This window comes from Microtetraspora niveoalba (assembly GCF_001570405.1).
Lineage (GTDB): Bacteria > Actinomycetota > Actinomycetes > Streptosporangiales > Streptosporangiaceae > Microtetraspora > Microtetraspora niveoalba.
In genome coordinates this window covers 288,740-303,615 of the sequence record NZ_BBYM01000002.1, presented here as the reverse complement: position 1 = coordinate 303,615, position 14,876 = coordinate 288,740, and the positions used below count along the sequence as shown (strand labels likewise).

The window sequence follows — 14,876 nt, the reverse complement described above, 5'->3', positions numbered from 1 at the left end:
GCCACGCCCGCGGCGGTTGTCTCGCTGGGCACGAGGCTTCCAGCTCGCCGGCTCCGTCCAACAGTCAGCGGACGTCGAGCAGGGGCGGCAGCAACAGCAGCCAGAAGAGGGCCACGGCGGACCACCTGAGCCCGGCGAGGAGAGCGGGCCGGGCGGCGCGCCGCCGATGCCCCGCAGGGTGGGGCGCCGCCGGCGAACGTCCGTCGCGGCGCCCCCGGATCGACCCGCCCACGGGCGTGGTCATCCCTGCTCGCGCGCGGAGCCGAGGCGTTGCTCCAGCCTCTCGATGCGTTCGATGAGCGGCCGCACCTGCTGGTGCACCGCGGCGGCCAGCGCCTGCGCCGGATCGGCGGCGGTCTGGGCGCGCAGGTGCACGTAGCCGGCCAGGGCCGCCGTCACGGCCCGGCGCACCAGCCGGGGCTCGGCGCCGAGTGCCCGCAGCACCTGACCGGCGGTGCCGTCGGGCTCGGTGATCAGGCCCAGGAGCAGATGCTCGCAGCCGACGTAGTTGTGGCCGAGACCTGTCGCCTCGACGACCGTCAGTTCGAGCGCGCCGGCGGCCGGGGCGCTGAAGTGAACGGACGAGTTCCCCTCGGCGCCGCCGTCTTCGCTGCCCGCGTGCCGTTCCAGGTCGCGCTGGACCTGGGCGGGATCGATCTCGACCGCTCGGAGCACGTGCAACGCCAGGTTCTTTCCCTCCGCCAGCATTCCGGCGAGCAGGTGCCCGGTCCCGACGTTCGGTGCGGCGTCGGCTCGTGCCCGGTCGATCGCGAGCTTCACGACCGTGCGGGCCGGTGCGGTGAATCGCGGCAGCCGTTCGTCCAGATCGTCGGCTTCGAGTTCGCCCAGGGCGGTCTGCCGGATGGCGGCGATCCGACGCACCGCCTGTTCCAGCGCGCGCTGGCAGATCGCCGACACCGGTACGCCGGTGTCCTTGACCGCCTCCGCGAGTTCGTCGGGCAGGTAGACGTTGATCTTCGGCACGGCCCCGTCCCTTCGCACGTGGGGTTATTGCGGGGTTACTCTATATGTATACCCCCAATGGGGTTAGGTTCGCCACGACGATCGCCGCTACGTGCTCGGCCGTTGGGCAGCAGGTGGATCAGCAGCGTCGCCACGATCGCGGTGACGAGCGCGCAGACCTGAGGGCCGGCCACGGACGCGCTCGCCTCCTGAGAGGGGACGGCGCGCCACGCGAGGCCGCGCGCTCCGGCCCCGCGCGAGGGGCCGGCCATGCCACAGCGCGGGCATCGAGACGGAACGGCGTAGGCCGTGGCGCCGGCCCCCAGAGTGGTCGGCGCCACGGTCAGGCGCGCAGCGCGGCGAGCACCTCCTGGGCGGCGCGCGCGCCCTCGGTCGCCCCGCCGTTCATGTAGCCCTGGAAGTCGTAGGACGTGTGCTCCCCGGCGAGGTGCACGTTGCCTTGGGCGGTGCCCTCGTAGCCCGCGTACCTGTGCAGGTAGCCGACCGGCCAGTACGAGTAGGCGCCCAGCGAGTAGGGGTTCTTGTGCCAGGCCGACAGCTGGGCGCGTCCGGTCCACACGGCTCCGGTGCCCGGGTAGACCTGGTTGATCTGCGTGAGTGTCGAGGTCACCAGCGAGCGCACGTAGCGGTCGTCGGCGGTCGGGAACGGCGTCGACGGGTTGAGCGCGCGGGCCAGGCCGCCCCCGCCGTACTGGATGAGGATGCCGGAGGATCCTGGCTGGCCCTTGGTGGTGTCCCAGCACTGCTGGAAGGACATGTCGGTGAAGCAGTCCCCGGACGACACGCCGGGCCAGGGGCCGGTGCCGACCCACGGCCGGCTGGAGAACTGCATGTTGAGCTTCGTGCAGTAGCCCATGCGCGCGTCGCGCAGCAGGGCCGTCATCCGGCTGTCGAAGCCGGCCCGGGACAGGTCCAGGCCCTGCAGGATCGGCAGTGGCACGGTGATGATCGTGTGGTCGGCCGTGACTGTCTTGGTGGTGCCGCCGTTGTCGAACGTCAGGGTCTGGGTGCCGTCGGAGTTGGCCCGCACCGCCAGGAGCTTCCATCCCATCTGGATGGACCCGGAGGGCAACGCGGCCGCGATGGCGTTGGGCAACTGGTCGTTGCCGCCGACGATGTGGTAGCGCTCGTCCGACAGGCCCCATACGTTGAAGTGGCCCGGATTGGGCTGGTAGCCCATCAGCAGGACGAGGGCGAGCGACGACTGGTCCACGGTGTCGGCGCCGTACTCCACGTTGTAGGCGACGTCGAGGAACCGGCCCAGGACGGAGGAGTGCCCGCCCGGCACTCGGGACTCGATCCATTCGTACAGGGACATGTTGTCGAGCGCGGTGCCCGCCGCCGTGCTGCTGTTCCACTTCACCTCGCCGGCCGCGATGAGGTCGCTGTGGAGGGCCTGGTAGATCACCTTGAAATCCGCGTCGGCCTGGGTACGCGGATAGTAGCCGCCGGCGAAGTGCAGGATCTCCTCGGCGCCGTTGGGCCCGGACCCGGCGAAGTCGACCGTGGTCAGGCCGAAGCGCCGGCACAGTTCGAGCATCTTCTTGTGCTCCTGGTCGATCAGCTCGCCGCCGATCTCTGAGGTCTGGCCCCCGGTCCACAGCGATCGCTGTGAGTACATGCGGCCGCCGACCCGGGTCGGGTTGGCCTCGTAGACGATGGGCGTCGCTCCGGCGTCGCGCAGGGTCAGCGCGGCGGTCAGGCCGGCGATACCCGCCCCGATCACGGCGACCCTGGCCGGCCGGGGCGGCTTGGCGGCCGTGGTGAGGACGTCGTCGGCACGGGCCGGTCGCGGCAGCGCGGCGAGCGCGGTAACGCCGAGACCCACGGCGGCGGCCCGCCGGAGCAGCTCGCGCCGGGCGATGCCGCGCGGCTCGGCCGCGGCCGCGGCGCGCAGGCCGCGCAGCTCGTCGACGGGGATGCCGAGACGGCGGGAGTCGGCGTGTTCGGAGGCCAGCCGCTTGAGCGCACGCAGAGAAGAGGTTCGGGCCATGGGGGGTGTCCCTCCTGATCGTGTTGCCGCCCAGCCTGAAGATCGAGAGCCGCCGGGAGAAGTTGGCAACCTGTAGCTGACCACTGCCATCAATTGACATGACGCCCGCGTCTCTTCCGGGCGGCGATGTGATAGATCGCGCGTGACGGGGCCGGAGGGCATCCGACCGGATACATGTCCGGCACCCCGGCGGCGCAGTGCTGCACTTCTTACGACATGTCAACATTGCGGCGGTGATCACGCTGGTATGTCGGCTCCGTCCGCTGTAATCATCGCGCCCACCCCAGCTCGCGCTGACTCCAGAAGGGCGCACCGTATTGAGCATCATCGAGAAGCCGGCCGTCGACGAAGGGGTTCATCGCCTTCGCAGGAACGCCGTCGGCCTGGTGGGCGTCGTCTTCATGGCGGTCGCCACCGCCGCTCCCATCACCGCCATGACCGGCAACGTCCCCATCGTCATCGGCTTCGGCAACGGCCTCGGCGTGCCGGCGGGCTACCTGGTCGCCACGGCGGTCCTCACGGTCTTCTCCGTCGGCTACGTCGCCATGGCCCGGCACATCACCTCCGCCGGCGCCTTCTACGGCTACATCTCCCACGGGCTCGGGCAGATCGCCGGCATGGTCGCGGGTCTGCTGGCGACCATGGCGTACGTCGTGTTCGAGGCGTCCATCATCGGGTTCTTCGCCTACTCCGCCCACGACACGTTCCTGAGCCTGGCCGGGGTGGACGTGCACTGGCTCTGGTTCGCCGCGCTCGGCCTGGCGCTCAACGCGATCCTGACCTACTTCGACATCAACCTCACCGCCAAGGTGCTCGGCGTCTTCCTGGTCACCGAGATCCTGATGCTCGGCCTGGGCGCCACCGCCACGCTCCTGCACGGCGGCGGCCCCGACGGGCTCATGGCCGGAACGCTCAACCCCGTCCGGGCCTTCCAGGTGACCGGCCTGGAGGGAGGCGCGGTCGGTCTCGGCCTGTTCATGTGCTTCTGGTCCTGGGTCGGCTTCGAGTCCACCGCGATGTACGGCGAGGAGTCGCGCGACCCGAAGAGGATCATCCCCAAGGCCACCATCATCTCGGTGGTCGGCGTTGGCCTCTTCTACACCTTCGTGTCGTGGATGACGGTCGCCGCCAACGGTGTCACGGCCCCCGAGAAGGCGGCCAAGGAGTTCGCCGGGATCTTCTTCACCCCCACGCAGGAGATGCTGGGCGCCTGGGCCGTGGACCTGTTCAAGATCCTCATCCTGACCGGATCCTTCGCCTGCTCGATGGCCTTCCACAACTGCGCGTCCCGCTACCTGTACGCCATCGGACGCGAGAACCTCATCCCCGGGACGCGCTCCACGCTGGGCCGCACCCACCCCAGACACGGGTCCCCGTACATCGCGGGATTCCTGCAGACCGCGATCTCGGTCGTCATCGTGCTGGCCTTCTTCCTGGCCGGCATGGACCCCTACATCCACATGTACACGCTGCTCGCCGTACTCGGCACGCTTGCCATCCTGATCGTGCAGACGCTCTGCTCGTTCTCGGTGATCGGCTACTTCCACGTCAAGAGGAAGCACCCCGAGACCGCCTCCTGGTGGCGCACCCTGCTCTTTCCGCTGGCCGGGGGGCTCTCCATGGCGTACGTGGTGTTGCTCCTCTTCCAGAACCAGGAGGCCGCGGCCGGCGACGCGTCCAAGACGCTGTTCTTCTCCCTCATCCCGTGGATCACGCTCGGCTTCGCCGCGCTGGGCGCCGGGCTGGCGATCTACCTCAAGATCCGCAAACCGGCGACGTTCGCCATCATCGGCCGCATCGTCCTGGAGGACACGGTCGAGCGCAACTGACATCCACAGGAGCACCGGACCCCCACGGCCCGCGCCGCGGGCCCCTGCCCGGGGACGGCGCCGAGCAGCTTCACCAGCGCCGCGCGGGGGTCGCCGCCCTGACCCTTCATGGCGTCGAATCTCCGCATGAAGCTGAGGAAGGCGAGCTTCTGGTTCGCCGCCGGGTCGAAGTCGAGCCGGGCGTAGCCGATCGCCTCGGCGGGAAGAACCTCCTGCGGTTGAACACCGCTCCCGCTCAACGCGGTCATCGCGTACACGCCGGTCGCGGCCACCAGAGACAGGATCACGCCGGCCGCTACGGGCAGCTGCCACCCGCGGCGCCGGGACTTCAACCTCCCGGAATCGGGCACCGGCAGGCCTGACTCTTCCGCAGCCGGGGATCTTTCCGCGTCAGTCACGGGCAGTCAACCTACGACGCATCGGTCACGATCGCGTAGCGGCATCAGCACGGTCATGGCCACGCCACGGGCCTGCTGAACCGCGAACCTCTGCCCGCGAAGGGGGTGCAGACCGGCCCGAGCCCTGTCGCCCGAGGCAGATCAGGCAGCAAGCACTACCTGATCACCCACGCCACCGGCATCCCTCTCGCCGTCATCGTGACCCGCGGCAACCGCAACGACGTCACCCCGCTGGTGCAGCCGCTGGAGGCCATCCCCCGTGCGGAGCAAGCGCGGCTCATTCGACGGGTTCGTCTCGGGTCGGAGATGTGCAGGATCTCAGGCTGTCTCGCGTTGCTTGAGGCGGAGTGCCTCTTTGCGGGTCTCGGCCTGGATGGACCGCTCGCGCTCCAGCCACGGCGGGTTCTCCGCTTTCAGCGCGTCGATCTCGGCGGTGGTGAGCGGGCCGGTGATCCCGCCTCTGGTCAGGCCGGAAATGGAGACCCTGAGCTTCGCGGCGATGACCTGCTTGGGGTGCGGGCCGTTGCGGCGCAGATCAGTGAGCCAGGCGGGTGGCCTCGACTGCAATTCGTTCAGCTCGTCCCTGGAGACGACACCTGCCTGGAACTCGGCGGGAGTGGCCGAGAGGAGGACACCCAGCTTCTTGGCCGCGGTCGCGGGCTTCATCGTCTGGATGGTCTTCGGTTTGGGCGAGGTCATGCGCCAAGAGTAGTCAGTCGGAACGGGTTTCCCTGACATCGGTACCCTGAGGAAGTGACTGATGGGGAGACCGGCAGGGTGTTCCGGCTGGCGTACGTGCCCGGGGTGACACCCGCGAAATGGGTCAACGTCTGGACCGAGAGGATGCCGGGCGTGCCGATCACCCTGGTCGCGGTTTCCGCCGCCGAGGTGGTGGGACTCCTGCGGGATGGCGGCGCCGACGCCGGATTCGTACGGCTGCCGGTCGACCGGGACGGGCTCAGCGTGATTCCCCTCTACGTGGAGACCACGGTGGTCGTGGTGCCCAAGGACCACGCGGTGGCCGCCGCCGACGAGGTGACCACCACCGACCTGACCGACGACGAGGTGTTCCATCCTCTGGACGACACCATCGAGTGGGCGGTCCGACCCGGGCTGCCCGCGTTCACCCGCCCGGCCACAACGGCGGGCGCGGTCGAGCTGGTAGCGGCCGGCGCCGGACTTCTCCTGGTTCCGCAGTCGCTGGCACGCCTCCACCATCGCAGGGATCTCACTTACCGGCCGATGCTGGACGCGCCGCAGTCTCAGGTCGCGCTGGCCTGGCCCACGGACGCGACCACCGATCTGGTGGAAGATTTCATCGGCATCGTCCGTGGCCGGACAGTGAACAGCTCGCGGGGCCGTACCCCCGCCTCCCCTGCCGAGAAACCGGTACGGCGGCAGGCGCAAAAACCCGCACAGAACGGCTCCGGCCGCCGGGCCGCGCCGGCCCGCCGTAGAGGGAAGGGTTTCCGGCCTCGGTGACCTGAGGCTCCGAACCTCCGGTTCGGCGGGGACATCCTCGAACTGTGGGGCCCCGCCGAGGAGTTGGCGGAGTTCAACGCCCATATCGCCGGGCTGATCGAAGTCGTGCACGAGTTCCGGCGCAACGACGAAGGTGCATCACCGGTAACCGGTTGCCGCCTGCGTCCGGGGGATGACCGGGTCGTCCTGATGGTCAGGAATGGTCAGGACGAAATACATGGTGGTACGGGGAATGCCTCGTCGACGTCGATGGAGAGCTGTCACCCGCTGCGGGCGGGGGCACGGAAGACCTGGCGCCGATGCCATTCGATGTGCGCGGCGTCGACAGGGGCGAGCCCCGGTTGTGGGGGGCGCGCGGGGCGTTCGGCCAGGGCGAGGACCACATCCTTGGCCGCCGACGTTCGGCCGACGAATTTCGCGGAGACACTGATCGTCCGGTCGGGGGTGAGACCGAGGACGCCTTTGTCGAAGAGTTTGTGGTGGATCGCGCACAGGCACAGGCCGTTGGCGACGTCGTCGGGCCCGTCGAATGCCCACCAGCGGACGTGGGCGGCGTCGAGGCCGACGACCGTACCGTCCAGCCATCCGTCGTACTCGCAGAACGCGCAGCAGTACTCGTAAGCCATGAGCACGTTCTCGCGGAAGGCGGGGTCCCGCCGGATCGTCGAACGCGCCCGGATGTTCTGCCCGACGTGGCGTTGGAAGCGGCCGAGGGCGTAGAGCAGCAGGAGGGGCTTGTGCGGAGCGCGTTCGCCGCCCCGCGTCCAGCGCCGGATGTCGGCGACCCGCTCGACTCAGTCCATGTCCGTCACCTTACGGTGATCTTCATCCTGCGTACCAGGGCTCGCCCGCCTTACCGCCGTTGCCGGAGCATGCCCCTACCCACAGACCTGGGTGCCTGGTCGCCAGCCAGAACCTCCCGCGTGAGCGGACCGACGAGGTGACCAGTTCGTCCACGGCCTCGAACAGGCGGGCGGGATGCAGCGGGCGGACACGATGCCACACCACGGTCGTGATCTCGTCGTCCTCGGCCTCGCATGGAAGCTGGGCGGTCGCGGGATCGACGCGTTCCGCCAGCTCCGCGGTGCACAGGGCGGTGCCGGTGAGGTCGGGGAGCCCGTCGATCGGGTGGACCGGCGTTACGGGGGCGAGGTGGGAGAGCACCGCCCGGGAGAGTTCGGCGTCCTCCTCGTCGCCGCCGTGCAGGACCAGCCCTGTGGCGTACTCCAGTAGTGCTCGTTCAACAGTCGGTCGACGGTCGCCGTGCGGGCCGAGGCGTGCAGGCCCGCGACGAGGACGACGGGGGTGGACACTGATCCTCCAGTTGCGGGAATGAAAACCGTTGTCGTTATCATTACACAACCTGGCGACCAGAAAGGATCCGACTGGGCCAGAAACGAACTCCGACCGGTGATCAAGCTCCGCTCGACCGCCGGGACCGGCTACACGTACGTGACCACCAAAAACCGGCCAAACGCCCCGGACCGGCTCACGCTCCGCAAGTACGACCCGATCGTCCGACAGCACGTCACCTTCCGGGAGGAACGATGAAGAAGGCCATCCACCCCCACTACCACCCAGTCGTCTTCCGTGACCCGAGCGCGGACGTCGCTTTCCTCACCCGCTCCACGATCACCAGCGACAAGACCATCGAGTGGACCGACGGCAGGACGTATCCGGTGGTGGACGTCGACGTCTCCTCCGCGAGCCACCCCTTCTACACCGGCCGCGGCCGCGTCCTGGACACCGCCGGCCGCGTCGAGCGGTTCAACCAGCGCTACGGGAGGAGCTGATGCCCGCTCACTGCCAGCTCACCGGCCTCAGGCCGGTCTTCGGCAACAACGTCTCCCACTCCCACCGCCGCACCCGGCGGCGGTGGAACCCCAACATCCAGAACCGCCGCTACTGGCTGCCGAGCGAGGGCCGCTTCGTGCGGCTCACGCTCAGCGCCCGGGCGATCAAGACCATCGACAGGATCGGCATCGAGAAGGCCGTCGCCCAGATCCGAGCCCGAGGGGAGAGGATCTGATGGCCAAGAAGAGCAAGATCGCGGCCAACGAGCGGCGCAAGGCCGTCGTGGCCCGCTACGCCGAGCGGCGTGCCCGGTTGAAGGAGGTCATCCGCACCGGCACGCCGGAACAGCGGGCGGACGCCGTGCGGGACCTGAGCCGGCAGCCGCGTGACGCCGGCGCGACCCGCGTGCGCAACCGCGACTCCGTCGACGGGCGGCCTCGAGGCCACCTGACCAAGTTCGGGCTCTCCCGGATCCGTTTCCGGCAGATGGCCCACCGGGGCGAGCTCCCCGGCGTCACGAAGGCGAGCTGGTAGCCGTGGCCGTGCCCAAGCGCAGGACTTCGCGCAGCAACACGCGGCATCGCCGTAGTCGGTGGAAGGCGGTCGTGCCCGACCTCGTCCCGATCACTGTGAACGGGCAGGACCTGCTGGGTCCCCGGCGTCTTGTCCGCGCGTACCGGCGGCCTCCCGGGTGGTGCGGAGGTGGTCCGGTTCGAGCCTGGTTCGCCGCGGTGGTCCCGACGGAAGCACCGGCGACGGACCGCTCGGCGGCTACGGCATGAACCCCGAGCGCCGGGCGACGATCACGGTCTCCATCCGGCTGTGGGTGCCGAGCTTGCGCATGATGGTGCGCAGATAGCTCTTGACCGTCTCGGGGAGGATGCCGAGGCGGCGCCCCGTCTCGGCGTTGCCGCACCCCACCGCGACCAGGGCCAGCACGTCCAGCTCTCGCGGCGACAGCGGGTTCTCACGAAGGGGCCCGCTGTTGGAGCGCGCCAGCCGGTCGCAGGCGTCCTGGAGGCGCAGACGGAGTGCGGGATCGGCGATCTCCTGCGCGATCGACCGCAGCTGGGCGTGCACCTGGCGGACTTCCTCCCACTCCGGGGCGGTCGGCGCCTCACGCGCGGCGCGGATGATCGCGGCCGTCTCCAGGTCGACCATCCGGCGCTCGACCTCGCGCCGTACGGTCAGCTCGATGCTCATGCGGAGGGCGACCTGCGTCATCGCGTCCAGCAGGCGGGTGCTGAGCGACAGCGACTCGCGGGTCCCGCCGTACAGGACCCCGAACACCGAGCCGTCGATCGTGACCGGCACAGCCGCGATCGCCCGCAGCCCCTCGGCGATCACGGGTTGGTCGTACTCATGGCTGATCCGCACGTCGGTGGCGTAGTCGTCGACGCTGCCGGGGCGCGCGGTGACGAGCACCCGGCCGCCGAGTCCGTTGCCGGCGCCGATGACCAGGCCCCGCAGGGCGCCGGTCAGCGTCCCGGTGAACTCCGTGAGCCGTACGTCCCGCCGCCCGGCTGACACCGCACCGCCGAACGCGACGGGAAGTCCCGTCACTCGGCGCATCCTCGCCAGGGCGACGTGCAGCGCCTCGCGTTCGTGTTCCGGGTTGCTGACCGGTGCGTGTGTTACGGCCATAGCACGGGAATGTAATGAGATTTGCTGGTTGGAGCCATCCCCCGAACGGGGGTAGTAGGCCATCGCGTCCGTGCCGATGCTGCCTCCATGGGCGACTTACTTCTCTCGTACTCCTCCGGCACTTCGGACGTCCCTCTGCTCGGGGAGACGATCGGGGAGAACCTCGAACGCACTGTGGCGCGCTTCGGTGATCGCGAGGCGCTGGTGGACGTGGCGACCGGGCGCCGCTGGACGTACGCCGAGTTCGACGCCGCGGTGAACGAGGTCGCGCTCGGACTGATGGCCCGCGGCGTCGCCAAGGGCGACCGGGTCGGCATCTGGGCGCCCAACTGCGCCGAATGGGTGCTCGTGCAGTACGCCACCGCGAAGATCGGCGCGATCCTCGTCAACGTCAACCCGGCGTACCGCAGCCATGAGCTCGCCTACGTGGTACGACAGTCCGGGATGCGGCTGCTGGTCAGCGCGGTCGCGCACCGGAGCAGCGACTACCGGGCGATGATCGCCGAGATCGGGTTCTCGGACGTCGTGTTCATCGGCGAGCGCGGATGGGACGACCTGGTCGAGAGCGGCAGGCGGAGCGACCCTGCCGTCCTGCGGCAACGGGCGGCGACGCTGGCCTTCGACGACCCGATCAACATCCAGTACACCTCGGGCACCACCGGCTTCCCCAAGGGAGCCACGCTGTCGCACCACAACATCCTTAACAACGGCTACTTCGTGGGCGAGCTGGTCGGCTACACCGAGGCCGACCGGGTCTGCCTGCCGGTCCCGCTGTATCACTGCTTCGGGATGGTCATGGGCAACCTGGGCGCGACCTCGCACGGCTCGTGCATCGTGCTTCCCGCACCCGGCTTCGACCCCGAGCTCACGCTGCGCGCCGTCGAGCAGGAGCGCTGCACCTCCCTGTACGGCGTGCCCACCATGTTCATCGCCGAGCTCGGTCACCCGGATTTCGCCGCCTTCGACCTGTCCACCCTGCGTACGGGGATCATGGCCGGTTCGCCCTGCCCGGTCGAGGTGATGAAGCGCGTCGTCGCCGAGATGAACATGAGCGAGGTGGCGATCTGCTACGGCATGACGGAGACCTCGCCGGTGTCGACGATGACGCGGCGCGACGACGGGCTGGCCCGCCGTACCGAGACGGTCGGCCGTGCCATGCCGCACATCGAGGTCAAGGTCGTCGACCCCGTGTCGGGCCTGACGCTGCCGTGCGGCGAGACCGGGGAGCTGTGCACCCGGGGGTACTCGGTCATGCTCGGATACTGGGAGCAGCCGGACGCCACGGCCGAGGCGATCGACACCGCCCGCTGGATGCACACCGGCGATCTGGCCGTCATGGACGCCGAGGGGTACGTCAACATCGTGGGCCGGATCAAGGACATGGTGATCCGCGGCGGCGAGAACATCTACCCGCGCGAGATCGAGGAGTTCCTCTACACCCATCCCGACATCGCCGACGTCCAGGTGATCGGTGTTCCGGACGAGAAGTACGGTGAGGAGCTCATGGCCTGGATCGTCATGCGGCCGGGAACCGAGCCGCTCACCGGCGCACACGTCAAGGAGTTCTGCGCGGGGCGGCTCACCCACTACAAGGTCCCGCGCTACGTCCATGTCGTGGACGCGTTCCCCATGACGGTCACGGGAAAGATCCGCAAGGTGGAGATGCGCGAGCGCGCCGTCGAGATCCTCGACCTGCACGACGCGGCCCGCATCCGCAACGCCTGACCGTTCCGGCGGCCCATCCGTCACCCGGCGGATCGTGGGCCGCCGCACCTTCAGCCGGCACGCGCCGTCGGAGTGGCAGAAGGCAGGCGTCCGGCAGCACCCGCACGAGGTCCTGCTCGACCGCCCGCGCGTTGCCGGGGCTCCTGTCAGAAAGGGGCGGAATCTAGCCTCGGGGGAATTCCGAGCAGTGGAACGATTCGGTCCGGCCGCCTTCCCCCTGCCGGAAGACGACGGTGACCGCGTCGGGGTCGATGTTCTCACGCGCGGCGACCGCGCCCGCGGCGGTGCAGGTGAGCTGGCCCTTCGACAGGTCAGGGCGGGTGTCGTCGGTGGGGAAGAGCTCCGGTGCCCGCGTCGGAGTCGGCTGGGGCGGCGGGAGCGTGATCAGGACCCTCGCGCGGCCCGCGCTGAGCTTCAGCGGCCCGTGTACGCCGGTGATCAGGTCGGTGCGCAGCCCCCGTTCGCGCTCGTCGGCGCTCGGCCCGTCCAGCAGCAGGTCGAGGGTCTCCTTCAGGGTGAGCGACGGGATGGGGCGGGTCACGGCCCGAAGCCGCGCTCCCGACACGAAGTACAGCCGGACGCTCGGGCGGAACCCGACCGCGGGCTCGCCTCCGTCCCTGACGCCGGTCGGGGCGATGCCGCAGCCGGCCGCCGTCGACGCCACGGCGACCACCGCGAGGGCCGCCGCCGCGCGGCGGGTACGGGAGATCACGGCTCGCGCCTCCCGACCGGAGAGGCGTCGTCGGGATCGGTCTGGGGCGGCCGCGGATGGCGGGGCAGCGTGAGGGTGAACGCGGCCCCGCCTTCCGGCGGGTTGGCGACCTCGATCGTGCCGCCGTGCAGGCGGGCGTTCTCGCGGGCGATGGCGAGCCCGAGGCCGCTTCCGTCCGACCTGGTCCGCGCCTCGTCGGCCTTGGAGAAACGGTCGAAGACGTGCGGAAGGATCCGCGGGTCCACCCCGTCGCCCGCGTCCCGCACCTCGATGACGACGGTCTCGGCCTCGGCGCGGAGCCGTACGGTGACCGGGGGCGCGCCGTGGCGGAGGGCGTTGCCCACGAGGTTCGCCACGATGACATCGAATCGGCGCGGATCCATCCGGATCCGCACGCCGGCGGGCAGGTCGAGGCCCACCCGGCCGGTCCAGCCCCGGGTCCGCAGGCAGGCGCGGATCGCGTCCGCCGTGTCGACGTCGTCCAGGACCAGCTTCGCCGCGCCGGCGTCGAACCGGGAGATCTCCATGAGGTCCTCGACGAGCCGGACCAGCCTGCCGACTTCGAGGTTCATCAGGCGGGCCGCCTTCTCCAGGTCGCCTTCCAGGTGGCCGGCCTCCTCCTCGAACATGTCGGCCATCGCGAGGATGGACGCCAGCGGGGTGCGCAGCTCGTGCGACACGTCGGCGACGAACCGGCGGGCCTGGACCTCCATGCTGCGCAGTTCGGAGACGTTCGCCTCCAGGGCGGCGGCCGTGGCGTTGAAGGTGTTGACCAGCCGCGCCAGCTCGTCGCCGCCGGTCGCCTTCAGGCGTGTGTCCAGCTCGCCCGCGCCGAGCCTGCGCGCCGCCCGGTCGAGGTCGCGGACCGGACGCAGGACGCCGCGCGCCGCCACGAGGGCGAGCGCCACGGCGAGCAGCACGACGGGGATCGCGCCGTTCCTCGCGGCCGTGACCAGGAGCTCCTCCTCTCGCTGCTCCTTGGCGAGGGAGACGACGAGGTACACCTCGACGCCCGAGGAGGTGGCCTGCTTGCCGAGCATCACCGGCGTGCCGACCACCAGGTACGGCGTGCCGGACCTGACGACGCGCTGGTGGAAGAGGCGGTCGCGGTCGAGGACGGTACGGCGCAGCTCGGGAGTGATCGCGCCCGTGTCGTCGCCCGAGGCGACCAGCCCCCCGCCCCGGTAGGCGGCGGCCCCGGTCGCCTCCAGGAACGAGGGCGCGACGCCGTTGGCCAGCCGTTGCAGCGCCGGCCGGTCCGGCGGGTGCTGCATGTTCTCGGTGAGCGTCGCGACGCGCAGCCGGAACTCGTTGACGAGCGACCATTCCGTACGGGCCAGCATGAGGTCGCGCGCCTGGCGGTACACCAGCCCGGCGGCGGTCACGGCGCTGAGCACCGCGAGGAGCACGCAGACGATCATCAGCCGGGGGCGCAGCCCGCGCACCCAGCCGGAGAGCCGGCCGGAGAGCCGGGCGTCCCCGCGATCTCGCCTCACAGGGGACCGAACCGGTACCCGAACCCGCGCACCGTCTGGATGTACCGGGGCTTGGAGGGAACGTCCTCGATCTTCGCGCGCAGCCGCTGCACGCACGCGTCCACCAGCCGGGAGTCGCCCAGGAAGTCGAGCTCCCAGACCGACTCCAGGAGCTGCTGGCGGCTGAACACCTGGCTGTGGGCCGCCGACAGCTCCAGCAGCAGCCGCAGCTCCATCGGCGGCAGGGCGATCGTGGCTCCGGCCTTGGACACGGTGAGGGAGCCCCGGTCGATGGCCAGGTCGCCGTGGGTCTCCGGGCCGGCCGAGGCGGAGGCCGCCGCCGCGGCGGGCCCTCCGCGCCGCAGCACCGCGCGGATCCGCGCCTCCAGCACGCGCGGACGTACCGGCTTCACCACGTAGTCGTCGGCGCCCGCCTCCAGGCCGCTGACCACGTCGAGGTCGTCGCCGCGGGCGGTGAGCATGACGATCGGCGTGGAACCCCCGGCGCGGATGCGGCGGCACACCTCGAATCCGTCGAGCCCGGGAAGCATCAGATCGAGCACCACGATGTCGGCGGGGGCGGCCGACAGGCGTCGGAGTCCTTCCTCGCCGGTCCGCGCGACCTCGACGTCGTGCCCGTTCCGGCCCAATGACAGACGCAGGCTCTCCCGTACGGAATGGTCGTCCTCGATCAGCATCACTCGGGCCACCCGTCAAGTATCCGGTACGCCGCCTCTTCTTCCTGCGAATGCCGACATCCATTACATGCTCATGACATTCCGGTCATGGCCGGCGGACATTCCCCTGCCAGCATCGACGCCGTTCCTGATCAACGGTCTG

The 14,876-nt window shown here is 70.1% G+C and carries 18 protein-coding genes and 1 pseudogene; 8 read left to right on the top strand and 11 right to left on the bottom strand.

Going from position 1 to position 14,876, the window contains the following annotated elements:
- Window positions 1-64: 64 nt before the first annotated feature.
- The 3 genes from AWQ70_RS01385 to AWQ70_RS01375 form a co-directional block, all read right to left on the bottom strand.
- Window positions 65-244 carry a hypothetical protein gene (locus AWQ70_RS01385; protein ID WP_067168923.1) on the bottom strand — a complete coding sequence of 60 codons (180 nt, stop codon included), beginning with the start codon at window positions 242-244 and terminating at the stop codon, window positions 65-67.
- Window positions 241-984 (bottom strand): Clp protease N-terminal domain-containing protein, encoded by a 744-nt coding sequence (locus tag AWQ70_RS01380; protein WP_067168921.1) that lies wholly within the window; start codon window positions 982-984, stop codon window positions 241-243. Before AWQ70_RS01380 ends, AWQ70_RS01385 begins: the two co-directional genes overlap by 4 nt.
- Before the next feature lie 322 nt (window positions 985-1,306).
- Window positions 1,307-2,977 (bottom strand): flavin monoamine oxidase family protein, encoded by a 1,671-nt coding sequence (locus AWQ70_RS01375; RefSeq protein WP_067168919.1) that lies wholly within the window; start codon window positions 2,975-2,977, stop codon window positions 1,307-1,309.
- 317 nt (window positions 2,978-3,294) lie between these two features.
- Here AWQ70_RS01375 and AWQ70_RS01370 point away from each other — a divergent pair, with 317 nt between their 5' ends.
- Window positions 3,295-4,806, top strand: a complete 1,512-nt coding sequence (locus tag AWQ70_RS01370; RefSeq protein WP_067168917.1) for an APC family permease — start codon at window positions 3,295-3,297, stop codon at window positions 4,804-4,806.
- On the opposite strand, the gene AWQ70_RS01365 is transcribed toward AWQ70_RS01370, so the two are convergent.
- Together AWQ70_RS01365 and AWQ70_RS01360 are read right to left on the bottom strand one after the other, a co-directional pair.
- Complete coding sequence (locus AWQ70_RS01365; protein WP_157529831.1) at window positions 4,728-5,093, bottom strand: hypothetical protein; 366 nt, start codon at window positions 5,091-5,093, stop codon at window positions 4,728-4,730. The genes AWQ70_RS01370 and AWQ70_RS01365 overlap by 79 nt on opposite strands.
- 429 nt (window positions 5,094-5,522) lie before the next feature.
- Window positions 5,523-5,903, bottom strand: a complete 381-nt coding sequence (locus tag AWQ70_RS01360; protein WP_067168912.1) for a DUF5997 family protein — start codon at window positions 5,901-5,903, stop codon at window positions 5,523-5,525.
- Window positions 5,904-5,957: 54 nt separating this feature from the next.
- Here AWQ70_RS01360 and AWQ70_RS01355 point away from each other — a divergent pair, with 54 nt between their 5' ends.
- Window positions 5,958-6,686, top strand: coding sequence for a LysR family substrate-binding domain-containing protein (locus tag AWQ70_RS01355; protein ID WP_169808606.1), 729 nt, complete (start codon window positions 5,958-5,960; stop codon window positions 6,684-6,686).
- 260 nt (window positions 6,687-6,946) lie between these two features.
- Here the strand turns inward: AWQ70_RS01355 and AWQ70_RS01350 are convergent.
- Together AWQ70_RS01350 and AWQ70_RS40945 are read right to left on the bottom strand one after the other, a co-directional pair.
- Window positions 6,947-7,480: pseudogene (locus AWQ70_RS01350) on the bottom strand (HNH endonuclease); the annotation flags it as partial.
- Between the two features lie 31 nt (window positions 7,481-7,511).
- The gene (locus tag AWQ70_RS40945; RefSeq protein WP_067168906.1) at window positions 7,512-7,850 is read right to left on the bottom strand and encodes a GTP-binding protein; all 339 of its coding nucleotides are present in this window, start codon (window positions 7,848-7,850) and stop codon (window positions 7,512-7,514) included.
- Window positions 7,851-8,039: 189 nt separating this feature from the next.
- Here AWQ70_RS40945 and rpmG point away from each other — a divergent pair, with 189 nt between their 5' ends.
- The 5 genes from rpmG to rpmF are packed head-to-tail and all read left to right on the top strand — an operon-like array spanning window position 8,040 to window position 9,262.
- Complete coding sequence (gene rpmG, locus AWQ70_RS01340; RefSeq protein WP_245646629.1) at window positions 8,040-8,237, top strand: 50S ribosomal protein L33; 198 nt, start codon at window positions 8,040-8,042, stop codon at window positions 8,235-8,237.
- Complete coding sequence (locus AWQ70_RS01335; protein WP_067168902.1) at window positions 8,234-8,479, top strand: type B 50S ribosomal protein L31; 246 nt, start codon at window positions 8,234-8,236, stop codon at window positions 8,477-8,479. The genes rpmG and AWQ70_RS01335 overlap by 4 nt, the downstream gene beginning before the upstream one ends.
- Window positions 8,479-8,715, top strand: a complete 237-nt coding sequence (rpmB, locus tag AWQ70_RS01330; protein ID WP_067168900.1) for a 50S ribosomal protein L28 — start codon at window positions 8,479-8,481, stop codon at window positions 8,713-8,715. The genes AWQ70_RS01335 and rpmB overlap by 1 nt, the downstream gene beginning before the upstream one ends.
- On the top strand, window positions 8,715-9,014 hold the full coding sequence (gene rpsN / locus AWQ70_RS01325; protein WP_067168898.1) for a 30S ribosomal protein S14: 300 nt from the start codon (window positions 8,715-8,717) through the stop codon (window positions 9,012-9,014). Before rpmB ends, rpsN begins: the two co-directional genes overlap by 1 nt.
- A 2-nt stretch (window positions 9,015-9,016) precedes the next feature.
- Window positions 9,017-9,262 carry a 50S ribosomal protein L32 gene (rpmF, locus tag AWQ70_RS42335; RefSeq protein WP_084516410.1) on the top strand — a complete coding sequence of 82 codons (246 nt, stop codon included), beginning with the start codon at window positions 9,017-9,019 and terminating at the stop codon, window positions 9,260-9,262.
- Here rpmF and AWQ70_RS01320 read toward each other — a convergent pair.
- On the bottom strand, window positions 9,252-10,124 hold the full coding sequence (locus AWQ70_RS01320; protein WP_067168896.1) for a LuxR C-terminal-related transcriptional regulator: 873 nt from the start codon (window positions 10,122-10,124) through the stop codon (window positions 9,252-9,254). The two genes, rpmF and AWQ70_RS01320, sit on opposite strands and share 11 nt — an antisense overlap.
- Before the next feature lie 87 nt (window positions 10,125-10,211).
- Here AWQ70_RS01320 and AWQ70_RS01315 point away from each other — a divergent pair, with 87 nt between their 5' ends.
- Window positions 10,212-11,849, top strand: coding sequence for an AMP-binding protein (locus AWQ70_RS01315; protein ID WP_067168894.1), 1,638 nt, complete (start codon window positions 10,212-10,214; stop codon window positions 11,847-11,849).
- A 163-nt stretch (window positions 11,850-12,012) separates the two neighbouring features.
- Here the strand turns inward: AWQ70_RS01315 and AWQ70_RS01310 are convergent, their stop codons facing one another.
- From AWQ70_RS01310 to AWQ70_RS01300, 3 genes are read right to left on the bottom strand one after another with little or no spacing between them, the layout of a single operon-like run.
- Window positions 12,013-12,561, bottom strand: coding sequence for a hypothetical protein (locus AWQ70_RS01310; protein ID WP_067168891.1), 549 nt, complete (start codon window positions 12,559-12,561; stop codon window positions 12,013-12,015).
- Window positions 12,558-14,057, bottom strand: a complete 1,500-nt coding sequence (locus AWQ70_RS01305) for an ATP-binding protein (protein ID WP_245646619.1) — start codon at window positions 14,055-14,057, stop codon at window positions 12,558-12,560. Before AWQ70_RS01305 ends, AWQ70_RS01310 begins: the two co-directional genes overlap by 4 nt.
- Complete coding sequence (locus tag AWQ70_RS01300) at window positions 14,054-14,746, bottom strand: response regulator (protein WP_169808605.1); 693 nt, start codon at window positions 14,744-14,746, stop codon at window positions 14,054-14,056. Before AWQ70_RS01300 ends, AWQ70_RS01305 begins: the two co-directional genes overlap by 4 nt.
- Window positions 14,747-14,876: the final 130 nt, after the last annotated feature.